This is a genomic window from bacterium (assembly GCA_024742285.1).
GTDB lineage: Bacteria > Myxococcota_A > UBA9160 > UBA9160 > UBA4427 > UBA4427.
In genome coordinates, this window is sequence record JANSYR010000021.1 from 1 (window position 1) to 13,778 (window position 13,778).

Here is a 13,778-nt window from a genome sequence, read left to right on the forward strand (position 1 = left end):
GCCAGGACCGAGATGCCCGCCTGCTGGAGCACCTGGTTCCGGGTCAGCTCCGCCGTCTCACTCGCGAAGTCCACGTCGCGGATCCGCGATTCCGCGGCCGACGTGTTCTCCTGCGCGACCGCCAGCGACCGGATCGACGACTCGAGCCGATTCTGCACCGTACCGAAGCTCGCCCGAAGCGAGGCGACCTGGGAGATCGCCGAGTCGATCAACGAGAGCGCGGCCTGCGCACTCGCGACCGAGCTGATCGTGGCGAAGTTGAAGCCCGAGACGCTGGATACGGTCCCGAGACCGATCGTCGATGCGCGCGCATCGACGGCGTTGATCGTGATCCGATCGTTGCTCGTTGCATCGACGCCGATCTGGAACGTCACGCCCGCTCCGCTCTCGAGAATCGTCGCGCCGTTGAACGACGTGACGGCAGCGATCCGGTCGATCTCCGAGATCAGGTCCTGGAACTCGTCGTTCAGCGTGTCGCGCTCGGCGTCGCCGAGGGTCCCGTTGGCCGCCTGAATCGCCAGCTCACGCTGACGGATCAGGATCGAGCTCACCTCGTTGAGTGCGCCTTCACCGACCTGCAGCAGCGAGATGCCGTCGTTGGCGTTCCGCCGCGCCTGCGCGATCGAGCGGATGTCGGCTCGGAACCCTTCCGAGATCGCGAGGCCTGCCGCGTCGTCCGCCGCCCGCGTGATGCGGAGACCGGAAGACAGCCGCTGAAGGCTCTTCTGGAGATTCCCGGTCGAGTTGACCAGGTTTCGCTGGGCGTTGATCGACGCCACGTTCGAATTGACTCGAAGTCCCATCCTGGGATCTCCTTCACAATATTCCGTACGAAATCGCTATCCGCTTCCGTACGTCTTCTGACCAACGGCCGCCTCGACCCATCCTTGCGTCGCCGGCGACCGTCCTGGGTCCACGACTATCCGAGCAGCGAGAGCGCGCTCTGCGTGGAGACGTTCGCCTGAGCCAGGACGGAGATGCCCGCCTGCTGGAGCACCTGGTTCCGGGTCAGCTCCGCCGTCTCGCTCGCGAAGTCCACGTCGCGAATCCGCGATTCCGCGGCCGACGTGTTCTCGACGGCGACGGCGATCGATCGGATCGCGGACTCGAGCCGGTTCTGCACCGTACCGAAGCCGGCGCGGAGCGAAGCGACGTTCGAGATCGCCGCGTCCAGGATCGTGAGCGCCGACTGCGCCGCCGTCACGGTCGAGACGCTGAGGGCACTGATGCCGATGTTGCTGCCGTTGGCGAGCACACCGGTCACGTCGATCCGGTTGTCGGCGGAGTTCTCGGTTCCGACCTGGAACGAGATCGTCGCGGTGCTCGAGAGCACGAGCGTGCCGTTGAACGAGGTGACCGAAGCGATCCGGTCGATCTCGTCGGAGAGATCGCTGACCTCGTTGTTCAGGGTCGTGCGCTCCGAAGAGCCGAGCGTGCCGTTGGCCGACTGGATCGCCAGCTCACGCTGACGAATCAGTATCGAGCTCACCTCGTTGAGTGCGCCTTCTGCCACCTGAAGAAGCGAGATGCCGTCGTTGGCGTTCCGCTGGGCCTGACCGAGGCTGCGGATGTCGGCGCGAAAGCCCTCCGAGATGGCAAGGCCCGCGGCGTCATCGGCCGCGCGCGTGATCCGAAGACCCGAAGAGAGTCGCTGCAGACTCTTCTGCAGACTGACCGTCGTGTTCGCGAGATTTCTCTGCGCGTTGATCGAAGCGGTGTTCGCGTTTACGCGAAGTCCCATGGTTACGTTTCCTCCTTGACGTCGAGCTCGTCATCCGTGACGCGCCCGGCCCGGTCCATGGCGACACTGCATCGCCGTGGACGAAGGGCCCACTGACGCACGGGGCTAGTGCAATGGCGGTGCCAGCCTGCGCGGTGCGCACCCTACATGCAGCACTCGTTCACGCATGGGCAACTCGGATTCCAAGTGCGCGATCGGCGCTCGGGGGTCGCCCTGCCCGTCACGAGCGCCTTGCAAGATCCCGTTTCAAGTCGGAGTACCGGATCCCGCTTCGTTTCAGATTGCGCGACGGAAGGCGCGCGTACGCCGAGGGAAGGCCCTTCACGCCGACGTGAAGGGTCCGAGCGACCGGTATCGATCTTGCTTTTCCGGAGGATGGATTCGTGTCTCGATGGGCGCGGCAGCGTCCGCAAGTATCGAGAGAAGGAAGACCGTGGCGACGACGCGAAAGAACGCACAGCCCGCGCCCCCCGACACCCCGCTGGATCAGGGGGGTTGGATCGCGTTGCGTGCGGATCCAGAAGAACGGATCACGGTCGGGTTCTCTTCGATCCAGGAGCGTCGGCACGTGCTCGACTGGCTGAACGAAGGCCTTCGGGACGGGCGTCCCGGAAGGCTGGTGAGCGAGTATCCGCTTCTCTTCGAGCGGAACGCGTCGGCCATCCCCGTGACGCTCTGGTCGCACACGACGCCGATCGCGTTCTGCATGCTCTGGGCCGTCACGTTCCGGGTCGGCGTGCACCGTCTGCGAACGGGCATGATCTCCCTCGTCTACACGGACCCCGGATTCCGCGGTCGTGGACATGCGAGCGACGTGGTGCAGGCCGCCATCGACGAGGCCACCGCCCTCGAGCTGGGACTCCTTCTTCTCTGGAGCGACGTCGAGGCCCTCTATTCCGGTCTTGACTTCGTGGAGGCAGGCCACGAATCGCTCCTCGTCATCGACGCTGCGACCGTCGAGCGCGCACTCCTCACCGAGCGCCCCGCGCCGAGTCTCGAGATCGGCTGCGCCACGCCGAGCGACTGGCTGGAGATCGAGCGGTTGCGGGGCTACCGGACGTGCCAGCTCGAGTTCGACCCGGGCGAGCTGGCTCGCTCGCGATCGATCCCGGATCTCGAGGTCCGGGTGGCCTCCGACGCGACGGGCCTCCGTGGCTTCGCCATGCGGGGACGCGGGGACGACCTCGTCGAGGTCGTACACGAATGGGGTGGCGATGCCGATGCGGCGCTTCTCTGTTGCCAGGCGCTCCTCGAGGCCAACGAGCCCTGGAACGAGCTCTTCCTGATGACGCCGCCCGCGCAGGACGCATTGTCGTGGTCGCTTCGTCAGGCAGGCGCGCATCGGGTCCGGAAGCGTCTCGCGTGGATGCGGGTCGCGTCGCCTTCGGCGCTGGCAGCGGATCTCTCGTCGATGCTCCCCGGCGTGAGCGGCCTCGCGATCGAGGTCGAGCCCACCGCAGGCGCAACGCCCGTCCGGATCCGACTCCGAAGCGCGCATGGCGAGACGCGCCTCGACCCCCGGTCCCTCTTCGACGCGCTCTTCGGGTGCGCCGGCCCGGAGGATCCGACCGAGCTCGCCCGCGCCCTCGAGCCCTGCCTCGGCCGAGCGGCCCTCGCGCACCTGCCGATTCCGCTGTTCGTCTGGGGCCTGGAGTCGATCTGAACCGATGATCTGGGTGACCCGACTCGATGGCGATCGCGTGCTGCTCAACGACGACCAGGTGCTCTACGTCGAGGCGACCCACGACACTCTTCTCGTGATGGCGACCGGTGAACGCCTGCGCATCCTCGAGAGCCCGGAAGAGCTCGTCGAGCGCGTCGCCGCCTGGCGTCAGCGCATCATGGGCCTCTCTCTCGTCCACGAATTCGAGCCGGATCCGGAATAGAAAGAAGCAGCATGGATCGACTCGTCCTCACCGGCCTGCTCCTCGGCGCAGGCGCCCTGTTCGGCACGCAGATCCTCGAAGGGGGACATCCGGCCGCGCTCGCCCAGGGGCCCGCCGCCGTCATCGTCGGCCTCGGCACCCTCGGCGCGACGCTGCTCTCCACGACCCACGACGCCCTCGCGGCGGCACGCCGCGAGCTTCGGCTCGTCCTCGTCCGCCCGAGCGATCACCGTGGCGTCCTTCCGACCCGATTCCGGGACCTCGCGCTGGTCGCGCGCAAGGAGGGCCTGATCGCGCTCGAGCGGCAGCTCGCTCAGCAGCCGACCCCGTTCATGCGTCGCGCCCTGCGACACGTGATCGACGGCTGCGACGAGCTCCAGCTGCGCGCCGTCCTTCGCTCCGACGTCGAGGGGCGCGAACGCAATCGCCTGACGGGCGCCTCGGTCTTCGAGACCGCGGGCGGATACGCACCGACGATGGGCATCCTCGGCGCCGTCCTCGGTCTGGTGCGTGCGATGGAGGCGCTCTCGGACCCCGATGCACTCGGGCAGGGAATCGCGGTCGCCTTCATCGCGACGATCTACGGCGTGGGCCTGGCCAACCTGGTGCTGCTGCCGGTCGCCACCCGGATCCGAGGCCAGGTCGAGGCCCGCTCGGCGGAGGACGAGATGGTGATCGAGGGCGCGCTCGCCCTGCAGGCGGGCCTGCCCCCGCGCGCGATCGAAAGGCTCCTCCGCGCCCACCTGACGGACGAGGTGTCCTCGTGACCTCGGCTCCGCGCGAGCACGTCCTTCCGTGATGAGAGGGGAGCACCGTCGAAGGGAGCTCGCCCCGAGCAGCGAGGGTACGAGCGGTCGCGACCGCTGGCTGCTCTCGTACGCGGACTTCATGACGCTCCTCCTCGCGCTCTTCGTCGTGCTCTATGCGAGCGCACGAGCGGAGGAGGACCGCGACGCCAGCCTCTTCGAGGGCCTGCAGGCCGCCTTCGTCTTCGACCAGGACTCGCCGTCCCCCGTCCCGACGAGCGGCCAGGCCCCCGGCGCCGAAGCGGCGAATGCGGAAGCTCTCGCCCCGGTTCCCGTCCTGATGCAGCTCGAGGAGGACCTCGTCGACGTCGTCGAGCGGACCCCCCGCGAGCCCGGGGACGAGCCCGGCGTCTCGCTCCACCGGACGGAACGGGGCCTGATCATCCGCCTCGCTTCGACCGAGTTCTTCCCAGCCGGCGGCGTCGAGATTCCAGCCGCCCGCCGGTCCGCGCTCGGGGCCATGGCGCCCGTCCTCGCCTCGACGACGGCTTCGCTGCAGTTCGAGGGTCACTCCGACGACCAGCCCGTCGCCGACGGCCCCTTCCCCTCCAACTGGGAGCTCTCCGCGGCGCGGGCGGCCGCCGTCGCGCGCCTCTTCATCGACGACCACGCCATCGCGCCGGGGCGGATCAGCGTGGTCGGACACGCGGCCCAGCGACCGATCGCCGACAATGCCGATCCCGCCAATCGCGCCCGCAACCGTCGCGTCGACATCGTCGTCCTCGAAGACGGCGAGCTCATCGCGAGCGGCGAAGCGGACGGCACCCGCGACGCCCTCGACGAGTTGCTCGAGGAACTCCCGCCGCTTCCGGACGAAGCGGACCAGACGCTCCGGCCGGCGCCCGCCGGGCCGCCGCCGGAAGACATCCCGCTCCCCTGATCCCGCTCCCTCGCGACCTCGCGATCAGCGCGCGGGCGGAGCCTGGGAAGACGCGCTCACCTCGTTCGCGCCGTCGGCATTCGCCTCGGACTCCACCGGACGCAGCTCGGGGAGCGGCGCGCGGGTCGTGTACCGGGGATCGTCGCTCACGACCTGTGTTCCCTTGCGGGTCGCGCCGTTGACCAGCAGCGGCGCCGCCAGGTTGAGGAAGATCTCCTTGTTGGAGAGCGTCACGATGCAGAGCAGCTCGACGTCGTCCCGGCGTTCGATGCCGAGCATCGCGAGGTGCTCGCGTTCGACCGGCGGATCGTACTGCGGGAAGAACGTCCACGGAGACGTCACGACGAAGGCCAGGTCCGGATCCTCGAGGCTGACCAGCCAGGCCAACGCAGAATCCGGCGCGTGCTCCATCAGGATGTAGCGGGTCTTTCCGGGGAACCCGGGCAGCGGCTCGAACGTCAGGACGTCCGCCTCCGGCACCTCGACGAGTCCAACCCTTCGACTCTCGAAACGGATCACGTCACTCATCGGTCGCTCCTTCCCAGTCCATCGCCCGCGCGGCCTCGCCCTTGGGCAGCTCGTCGAGCATCGCCTTGCTCATCGACGCGGCTTCGACGTTCGCCGACGCCACGCGTTCGAAGATCTCCTCGCGGAAGATCCCGACTTCTTCGGGGGCATCGATCGCGATGCGGACCTGCCCTCCGTTCGAAGCCACAACGGTCACGCGCACGTCCGGACCGATCCGAACGCTCTCGCCGTGCCTTCTCGTGAGTACCAGCATGAGAACCTCCTCGATTCTCGTGGGTTGTCGTCCAGTACGGACTAGATGTAGTCGAGCAGCGTCGGCTGCAGCAGTCGGGCGTTCACCTGGAGCGCCGCCTGCAGCGCCGTCTCCTGCGCAGTCAGGCTCGAGTAGACCTCGAAGGCGTCGGCGTCCTCGAGGAAAGACACCTGCGTCGCGATGTTCTGCTCCTGGAGCCTCAAACGTTCTTCGAAGGAATCGGCTTTCGAGTCCGAGCCACCGAGCACGGTTCGCTCCTGAGTCAGGTGTTCGCGAGCCGATTCGATGTCCGTGATCGCACCACGGATCTCGTCCACGTCCCCCTCGTCGATTCCCGTCCAGAGTCGAGACAGCGCCGCGAAGGCATCGTTCGCCCCCTGGAACGCGGCCTGTCCGTCACGGGTGACTTCGATCAGGACGCCGTCGTCGATCTCGACCTCGATCGCACTCGCCTCGCCGGTGAAGGTCACCGTCGGGGTCACGCCCGGTCCGAAATCGCCGGCCCGCGTGAAGGCCGGAGAGGCCGAGTCCAGACCCGAGAAGACGTAACCGCCACCGGGCGCCCGCACGTTCGCGTAGCTCAATACTTCGTCGAAGAGCTGCGCGACCTCCGTCTTGAGCGCCGCCGCGGCACCGGGATTCTGATTCGTCGAGCTGGCGGCGCCCACGGCCAGGGCCCCCGCGCGGCTCATCACTTCTTCGGCACCGTCGAGCGCCGACTCGGTCGCGCGCAGGCGGACCCTCGCCAGGTCGATGCTCCGGAGGTAGGTCGAGGTCTGGCTCGACGCATCCTTCAGGAAGAGGACCTTGCGATAGTCGACGGGATCGTCGGACGGACGGTTGATGCGAAGACCCGTCGCGGCCTGCTCCTGCGTGCGCGCGAGTCGGCTCCGCTGATCGTTCAGCTGAGCGAGCCCGAGTCGGGCGAGCGTCGATTGAGTGATTCGCATGCCGAAGGCTCCGTTCGGTCGGGCCGCGTTTAGATAACGTCGAAGAGGTCCTGGATCATCTCGCTGACCGTCCGCACGACGCGCGCGTTGGCCTGGAAGTTCGACTGCAGCTTGACGAGCTGAGCGACCTCCTCGTCGATCGAGACGCTCGAGATCGAGTCGCGCCGGTCCTGCACGGACTGGAGGAGCGCTTCCTGCTGTTCGAGGGCACGATTCGCGGTACGGGCCCGCTGTCCGATCTCGCCGGTCAGGTTGATCAGATTCGCCGCGATGCCCGCCGAGCTGCCCGTCGGCGCGCCCGGAACGTCGCCCGCGAGATAGCCGGTCACGCGCTCGTTCCTGATTCCACCCAGCTCGCGCGCCCAGCTCGCGTCGCCGATTCGCCCCCGAAGCGGCGGATCGAGCGGATCGATGTTCGCGCGGTCACCGGCAGCGATGTTGTCCGTCGAACCGCCCCGATCGGGATCGATCGCGTCCGAGATCCGGAGATCCCGTGCGGCCCCGTCGATGGTCGGGCGCGCGCTCATGTCCTGGAAGAAGTCGTTCCGCGTGTCGTCGACCAGCCCCACGCCGTCCTGATGCACAGCGTTGAATCGATCGACCAGCGTATAGACGAACGCATCGAGCTCCGCGATCGCGCCGGCGATCACCTGCTCCCGGGCGTTGATGGCCGAGCCGAGCTCGCCGCCGCTGATCTGGTTCGTCACGTCGAAGCTGCTGCCGGCCCCGGTGTAGTAGACCTGCGAGTACGTCGAATCGAGCGGATTCGGATTCGTGGGGTCGACGACGGCTTCGAGCTGCCCCGCGACCCGCCGGTCCACCAGGGAGAGGCCACCCGCCAGTCGGATGGAGACCGACCCGTCTTCGGTAGCGATCGTCTTGATCTCGATCTTCTCTGCGAGCTGGAGGACCAACGCGTCCTGTCGGTCCCGCAGGTCGTTCGCGGGCGCGAGGGTCTCCGCCTCGGCGATCCGTCCGTTCAACTCCGCGATCTCGCTCGCGAGGGAATTGATCTCGGGGATCAGACCGACGATGCCCCGGTCCGTGTCCCGCTGGAGCGTTCGCAGCTGGCTGTCCCAGCGATGGACCGTGTCGACGAAGGACTCGGCCGACGCCAGGACCTGGCCGCGAGCGACCTGCTGCCCCTCCTCGATCGCACCCTCGAGGCCGGCCATGGAGTCGAAGAACGACGCCAGCTCGTCACTCAGGCCTTCCGTCAGCTGATCGTTGACGATCGCTTCGATCTCGCGATACAGGGACGCGTCCGCGTCGGTCTCGGCGTACCGGGACGTCTCGCTGATGAGCCGTGTGTTGACGAACTGATCGACGATCCGCTCTACCGTGAGCTGCTCGACGCCGGAGCCGATCGCTCCGGCCGCGTCGGGCTGCGGCGTACCTGCCACCAGAACGGATCGCTGTCGCGAGTAGCCCGGCGTGTTGACGTTCGCGATGTTGTGACCGGTCGTCGCCATGCTTCGCTGGACGACGGTGATCCCACGGGTCGCGGTCTCGAGTGCGTCGAAGAGTCCTGCCATCGATCGTCCCTCAGATCGCCGCGCGAACGAGGCGTCCGCGACCGGCGGACGATTCCGAGGATCGGCCGGGGCCGTAGCCCTCGGCTTCGGGGATCGCCTGACCGAGCATGCGCAGCGTGTCCTGCACGCGACCCAGGGTCCGGTTCGCGAAGTCCTCGTTCGCGGCGAGGAGCGCGCGCGTCGAATCCATCAGTGCGCGCAGCCGCGCCTGGCGATCCACCAGCCCGTTCGCCACGTCCCCCAGCTTCGGCAAGAGCTCGGAGAGGCGCGCTTCCGCGGGCGTCTCCCCGAGGACGCTCGCCAGGGCGCGGGTCAGCTCCACCCGGGATTCCCCGTGCAGCCGGGCCTCCGCTCCGAGCGCCTCCTTCTCGGCCGTGGTCCGCTCGAGGTCGCGGGGGTCGAGCGTGATCAGCTCGTCCTCTTCACGACGCAGGACCTGCTTGAACCGGCGATAGGTCTCCTCTTCCGCCTCGACGACGACCTCGAGTCGCGTCACCAGCTCGCGAATCGAGCTCGCCGTCCGATCGTCGGGCTTCGACACCGAGCTCATCGCGCCGCCTCCTCCGTCGTGCCGTCCTCGTCCGGATCGGCGGCGTCTTCCCGCGCGTCGGTGAGCTGGCCTTCGAGCTGCTCTGCGAGACCGAATCGACCGTCCTCGGCGATCAGCCGCGCGTATTCCTGATAGAGATGGTCCTGGTACATGCGGCCGGCCTGCCCGCCGTCGAAGAGTCCCCCCTCGCTCTTCGGCGCGGCGCGGCGGAGCATCTCCCCCACGATGTACGCCTCGAAGGACTTGAGCGCGGTCTTCTCGTCCATCTTTCCCGCCGGCGTCTTGCCGAGGCTGTTCACCGTCGGCAGCGGCGGCGCCGTGATTCCGTCCATCACGCGACCCTCTCGTTCGTTTCGATTGCGCGAAACTTCACATCATCTCCACGTCGGCGGCGAGCGCGCCGCTCGCCTTGATCGCCTGGATGATCGAGATCAGATCCGTGGGCGTCGTGCCCATCGCGTTCAGGGCGCGGACGAGCTCGCCGATCGTGACCGTGTCTTCGATCACGCTCAGCTGTGCCTGCTCCTCGAAGGCCTCGATCTCGGTGTTCTGGAGTCGGGTCGTCTCGCCGCGGCCGAAGGGCGCGGGCTGGGACACCTGATTGGTCCGGTTCACGATCACCGTCAGGTTGCCGTGGGAGACCGCGACGGTGGAGACGCGTACGCGATCGCCCATCACGATGGTGCCGGTCCGCTCGTTCAGGATGATGCGTGCCGCCTTGTCCGGGACCACGTCGAGGGTCTCGACCCGTGCGAGGAAGCCCACCACGTCGTCGCGGTACGCAGTCGGAATCGTGAGGTCGAGCGTCCCCGAGTCGCGCGCTGCGGCCACCCGGGCGTCGAACGCCTCGTTGATGCGACTCGCCGTCCTGCGCGCCGTCGTGAAGTCCGGATTATGGAGCGAGATCTCGAACTGCTCGCGGCCTACGAGGCTGTACGCCACCTCCCGCTCGACGGTCGCGCCCCCCACGAGGGTGCCCACCGTCGGATGGTTCTGGGAGACGGCCGCGCCACCCCCTTCGACCGAGAAGCCGCCCACCGCCACGGCACCCTGGGCGATCGCATAGATCTCGCCGTCGTTGCCGAGGAGCGGGGTCATCAGGAGCATCCCACCCTCGAGGCTCTGCGCATCGCCAATCGAGGAGACGACCGCGTCGATCTCGGTCCCGGTCCGCGCGAAGGGCGGGAGGTCGGCGGTCACCATGACCGCCGCGACGTTCGCCACGCGGATCGCGTTCGGGTCGAGGGCGATGCCCATCTTCGAGAGCAGGCTGCGGAGGGACTGGGTCGTGAAGCGCGCGCCGGCCTTGTCTCCGGTGCCGCGCAGGCCGACGACGAGGCCGTAGCCGATGATCTGGTTCGATCGCACGCCCTTGACCGAAGCCATGTCCTTGAGCCGCGCTGCGTCGGCGGTCGGGGTTCCCAGAGCGAAGAGCACGACCAGCGCGAGGATCACCCGCAGGCCGCGACGAATCCGGTCCTCTACACGACAGACGCGCATCAGAACGGGTACGCCCAGTCGAGGAAACGGGTCATGAATCCAGGACGCTGCTTGTCGTCGAGGACGCCCATTCCGTCGTAGGAGAGGCGCATCTCGGCGACCGAGTTGCTGAGCACGCTGTTCTCGATCGTGAGGTCTTCCCGGCGAACGAGGCCCTCGAGCGAGATGTACTGCGCCTCGTGATTCACCACGACGGATCGCCGACCGCGGATGTGAAGGATGCCGTTCGGGAGCACACCGATCACCCGACAGGTGATGACGCCGGTAAAGGTTCCTCGGCGACTCGTGAGCGCCTCCCCGGTGAACTCGGTCTGCATCTGACTGTTCACGACGTTGAGCTGGCTCCCCTGGTCGACACCGGTCCCCTCGTCGTCGAATCCGAAGATCCGCAGCAGTCCCTGGATGGGGCTCGCAACGAGCTTCTGGAAACCGACGTCGGAGGAGAGACCGACGTTCGCGAGCCGGTTGGCGTCCGTTTCCGTCCGGGCATCCCCTTGTGCCTCCGTCGCCTCGACGATCACCACCGTGACGAGATCGCCGACAGTGGCGGCTTTCTCGTCGAAGAACAGGAACGACCCGGACTGGGTCGCCCCCGTCCAGATCGAACCGTCGGTCGTGGGGCGCGCAGGCGGCGTCGGAAGCGCCTCGTAGTCCATCGGCTCACGCGCCTCGCGCAGCGACGTCTCGACGCAGCCGACGGAGAGCGCGACGAATGCGACGGCGACGACGCCGAGAGCGCGGCTTCCGCGATCAGAACGCGACATGGACCCGCCCCTCCGCATCGATACGGCCCGAGAGCTCACGCTTCGAGTCGACGTTCAGGACCCGGATCCAGTCGCCGAGTGCCCCCGCCTCCTGAGCGCGCCCCATCGCGCTCACGCGCAGCGGTCCCGCCTGGAGGACGAGCTGGACGCGATCCCCCCGTTCGACCAGAGGAACGCCCTCGACCTGCGAGGCGCGGAACACCCGGTCCTTGCGCAGCGAACGCTTCGCGCGCAGCCCGATCACCTCCGCCACTTCGCGGACGACGTCACGCGGCAGGCGATTGGCGTCGCGATCGACGACAGTGAAATCGGAGGCGTCGAGAATCATCCCCCGTTGGATGTCACGGACAGGAACGACCACTCTCTCGGTCCGTCGGACGTAGGGCGAGACGACGGCGCGACGGACGAGGCGATCGCCCGCGTAGAGCGAGATGGCGAGCGGCACCCGGCCGCGCAGCGGCTCGGCCGCGCGGGTCGAGATTTCCGTTCGGAGCGTCCCGGGATACCGGTCCCGGTCCACGGTGAAGCTGCCGAGCGGCGGGATGTCGATCGACGTACGGGCACCTTCCGCCTCCGAACGCGCGATCCGCGCCCGGACGAAGCGCTCGATGTCGGTGCGGACGCGCTTCTCGCCGGCGTCGGCCTGCGCCGACGCGACGACGAGCGCCTGCCCCGTGATCGCCACGAGGAGCAGACATGCGATCGTCCACGAACGCCCCGCCGCAATTCGGTTTCCCCACCTTCGCAACTTGCCTTCCTCCGGTATCTGCGCGCCGACGCGCGCGTCAGCCGCCTACCACGGCGGCAGTCGCCTACTGCGAGAGCTGGGACGCGATGCGGAGCATCTCGTCGCCGGCCTGGATCACTCGGGAGCTGACCTCGAAAGCCCGCTGGGCGAGGATCATCTGGACGAGCTCCTCGGCGACCTCGACGTTCGAGCCCTCGAGGAAGCCTGCCGCGATCCCGCCGAAGCCGTTCTGCTCGGGCAGCCCCGTCTCCGGGTCGCCCGAGGCATTGGTCGCCTCGAACTGGTTTCCGCCGACCATTCGCAGACCTGCCGGGTTGGCGAAGCGCGCGAGCTGGATCTGGCCGAGGTTGAGAGGCTGGGAGTTCCCCGCCTGGGCTGCGTTCACGGTTCCGTCGGGAAGCACCGTCACGGAGATGGCGTCCGGCGGGACGGTGATGTTCGGAATCACCTGGTAGCCCTGGGCGGTCACCACGTTGCCGTCGCCATCGAGCTTGAACGTGCCGTCTCGAGTGAAGACGAGGTCGCCGTTCGGGCGCTGGACCTGGAAGAAGCCCAGGCCGTCGATGGCCATGTCGAGCTGATTCCCCGTGTTCAGACGATCGCCCGCGCTGAAGATCTGGTTGATCGCGCCGAGCTGGACGCCGTGACCGACCTGGACACCCGTCGGCAGCACGGAGCCGTCGTCACTCGACGCGCCCGGAGCTCGCAGAGTCTCGTAGAAGAGATCCTGGAACTCGGCCCGGGACTTCTTGAAGCCCGTGGTCCCGACGTTCGCGATGTTGTTCGCGATCGTGTCGATCTGTGCCTGCTGGGCCTCCATGCCGGTGGCCGCGGTGAATAGAGCTCGCATCAGCGGATTCCTTCGATCAGTCTCTGGGTGGTTTCATCGTCGACCTGCATCGCACGCACGTTCGTCTCGAAGGCGCGCTGGAGCATGACCATCGTGGCCAGCTCCCTCGATGCATCGACGTTCGAGCCCTCGATCGAGCCCGGGATGAACTGGTTTCTCTCGAGGACGCGGAGCCCCGCGTCCTCCGGCGCGCTGAAGACGCTCTGTCCCTCGCGCTTCAAGGCCTGGGGGTCGTCGAAGTCGGCCACCTTGAGGCGACCGATCACGTTTCCGGTCGAGTCGACGATCGCGCCGGTCTGATCGATCCGCGCGGCGCTGTCCCGGACCTCGATCGAACCGCCCTCGCCCTGCACGGGGTAGCCGGACGGCGTCGCGAGCTCTCCCTCGCGATTCAGCATGAAGTTGCCGGCGCGCGTGTAGCGCGTGCCCTGGGGCGTCAGGATCTCGAAGAAGCCCGGGCCGTCGATCATCGTGTGGAGCGGCGACCCCGTTCGTTCGACCGAGCCGCGCTCGAAGTTCGAGCCGACCTCGTCCGTGGAGACGAAGCTCGTCGCCGGCGCGCCGTTCACCGCCTGCCCCGAAGCCGCCCGGAGCGACGACTCGAGGACGGCGCGAAAGATCGACTCCGAGCGCTTGTACCCCGGCGTTCCGACGTTCGACAGGTTGTTCGACACGACATCGAGATCGCGCAGCTGCGCCGATGCCCCTGATGCCGAGATGTAGGATTCGCTGCCCATGCCTTCCTCTTGCCCACCGCTCCGTACGTCGAACGCACTCCGGGTGGCAT

17 protein-coding genes are annotated in these 13,778 nt (G+C 67.8%); 4 read left to right on the plus strand and 13 right to left on the minus strand.

The features are described 5' to 3' along the window. A partial coding sequence (locus NXI30_26320; protein ID MCR9097749.1) for a flagellin occupies nucleotides 1–803 on the minus strand: 803 nt, incomplete at its 3' end. A gap of 116 nt (nucleotides 804–919) precedes the next feature. Continuing rightward, nucleotides 920–1,741 (minus strand): flagellin, encoded by an 822-nt coding sequence (locus NXI30_26325; GenBank protein MCR9097750.1) that lies wholly within the window; start codon nucleotides 1,739–1,741, stop codon nucleotides 920–922. A 433-nt stretch (nucleotides 1,742–2,174) separates the two neighbouring features. On the opposite strand from NXI30_26325, the gene NXI30_26330 reads away from it, so the two are divergent. From NXI30_26330 to NXI30_26345, 4 genes are read left to right on the plus strand one after another with little or no spacing between them, the layout of a single operon-like run. After that, nucleotides 2,175–3,404: a GNAT family N-acetyltransferase gene (locus NXI30_26330; GenBank protein ID MCR9097751.1), complete on the plus strand. Its 1,230-nt coding sequence runs from the start codon at nucleotides 2,175–2,177 to the stop codon at nucleotides 3,402–3,404. Between the two features lie 4 nt (nucleotides 3,405–3,408). Further along, nucleotides 3,409–3,627 carry a flagellar FlbD family protein gene (locus tag NXI30_26335; GenBank protein MCR9097752.1) on the plus strand — a complete coding sequence of 73 codons (219 nt, stop codon included), beginning with the start codon at nucleotides 3,409–3,411 and terminating at the stop codon, nucleotides 3,625–3,627. An 11-nt stretch (nucleotides 3,628–3,638) separates the two neighbouring features. Beyond that, nucleotides 3,639–4,394 (plus strand): flagellar motor protein, encoded by a 756-nt coding sequence (locus NXI30_26340; GenBank protein ID MCR9097753.1) that lies wholly within the window; start codon nucleotides 3,639–3,641, stop codon nucleotides 4,392–4,394. A 31-nt stretch (nucleotides 4,395–4,425) separates the two neighbouring features. Further along, complete coding sequence (locus NXI30_26345) at nucleotides 4,426–5,313, plus strand: OmpA family protein (protein ID MCR9097754.1); 888 nt, start codon at nucleotides 4,426–4,428, stop codon at nucleotides 5,311–5,313. Between the two features lie 24 nt (nucleotides 5,314–5,337). Here the strand turns inward: NXI30_26345 and fliW are convergent, their stop codons facing one another. The 11 genes from fliW to flgF form a co-directional block, all read right to left on the minus strand. Continuing rightward, nucleotides 5,338–5,841 carry a flagellar assembly protein FliW gene (gene fliW, locus NXI30_26350; protein ID MCR9097755.1) on the minus strand — a complete coding sequence of 168 codons (504 nt, stop codon included), beginning with the start codon at nucleotides 5,839–5,841 and terminating at the stop codon, nucleotides 5,338–5,340. Continuing rightward, nucleotides 5,834–6,094: a carbon storage regulator CsrA gene (gene csrA / locus NXI30_26355; GenBank protein MCR9097756.1), complete on the minus strand. Its 261-nt coding sequence runs from the start codon at nucleotides 6,092–6,094 to the stop codon at nucleotides 5,834–5,836. Before csrA ends, fliW begins: the two co-directional genes overlap by 8 nt. Before the next feature lie 41 nt (nucleotides 6,095–6,135). Further along, nucleotides 6,136–7,044, minus strand: coding sequence for a flagellar hook-associated protein FlgL (gene flgL / locus NXI30_26360; protein MCR9097757.1), 909 nt, complete (start codon nucleotides 7,042–7,044; stop codon nucleotides 6,136–6,138). Between the two features lie 29 nt (nucleotides 7,045–7,073). Next, nucleotides 7,074–8,579, minus strand: coding sequence for a flagellar hook-associated protein FlgK (gene flgK / locus NXI30_26365; GenBank protein MCR9097758.1), 1,506 nt, complete (start codon nucleotides 8,577–8,579; stop codon nucleotides 7,074–7,076). A 10-nt stretch (nucleotides 8,580–8,589) separates the two neighbouring features. Beyond that, on the minus strand, nucleotides 8,590–9,129 hold the full coding sequence (locus NXI30_26370) for a flagellar protein FlgN (GenBank protein MCR9097759.1): 540 nt from the start codon (nucleotides 9,127–9,129) through the stop codon (nucleotides 8,590–8,592). Continuing rightward, nucleotides 9,126–9,461: a rod-binding protein gene (locus NXI30_26375; protein ID MCR9097760.1), complete on the minus strand. Its 336-nt coding sequence runs from the start codon at nucleotides 9,459–9,461 to the stop codon at nucleotides 9,126–9,128. Before NXI30_26375 ends, NXI30_26370 begins: the two co-directional genes overlap by 4 nt. 37 nt (nucleotides 9,462–9,498) lie before the next feature. Then, the gene (locus NXI30_26380; protein ID MCR9097761.1) at nucleotides 9,499–10,629 is read right to left on the minus strand and encodes a flagellar basal body P-ring protein FlgI; all 1,131 of its coding nucleotides are present in this window, start codon (nucleotides 10,627–10,629) and stop codon (nucleotides 9,499–9,501) included. Next, entirely contained in the window at nucleotides 10,629–11,393 is a 765-nt protein-coding gene (locus NXI30_26385) for a flagellar basal body L-ring protein FlgH (GenBank protein MCR9097762.1), read from the minus strand. The genes NXI30_26380 and NXI30_26385 overlap by 1 nt, the downstream gene beginning before the upstream one ends. Continuing rightward, nucleotides 11,380–12,078 carry a flagellar basal body P-ring formation chaperone FlgA gene (flgA, locus tag NXI30_26390; protein ID MCR9097763.1) on the minus strand — a complete coding sequence of 233 codons (699 nt, stop codon included), beginning with the start codon at nucleotides 12,076–12,078 and terminating at the stop codon, nucleotides 11,380–11,382. The genes NXI30_26385 and flgA overlap by 14 nt, the downstream gene beginning before the upstream one ends. A gap of 127 nt (nucleotides 12,079–12,205) precedes the next feature. Continuing rightward, entirely contained in the window at nucleotides 12,206–12,994 is a 789-nt protein-coding gene (gene flgG, locus NXI30_26395) for a flagellar basal-body rod protein FlgG (GenBank protein ID MCR9097764.1), read from the minus strand. Next, a complete protein-coding gene (gene flgF / locus NXI30_26400; protein MCR9097765.1) occupies nucleotides 12,991–13,728 on the minus strand; it encodes a flagellar basal-body rod protein FlgF in 738 nt (245 codons plus the stop codon). Before flgF ends, flgG begins: the two co-directional genes overlap by 4 nt. Between the last annotated feature and the right edge of the window lie 50 nt (nucleotides 13,729–13,778).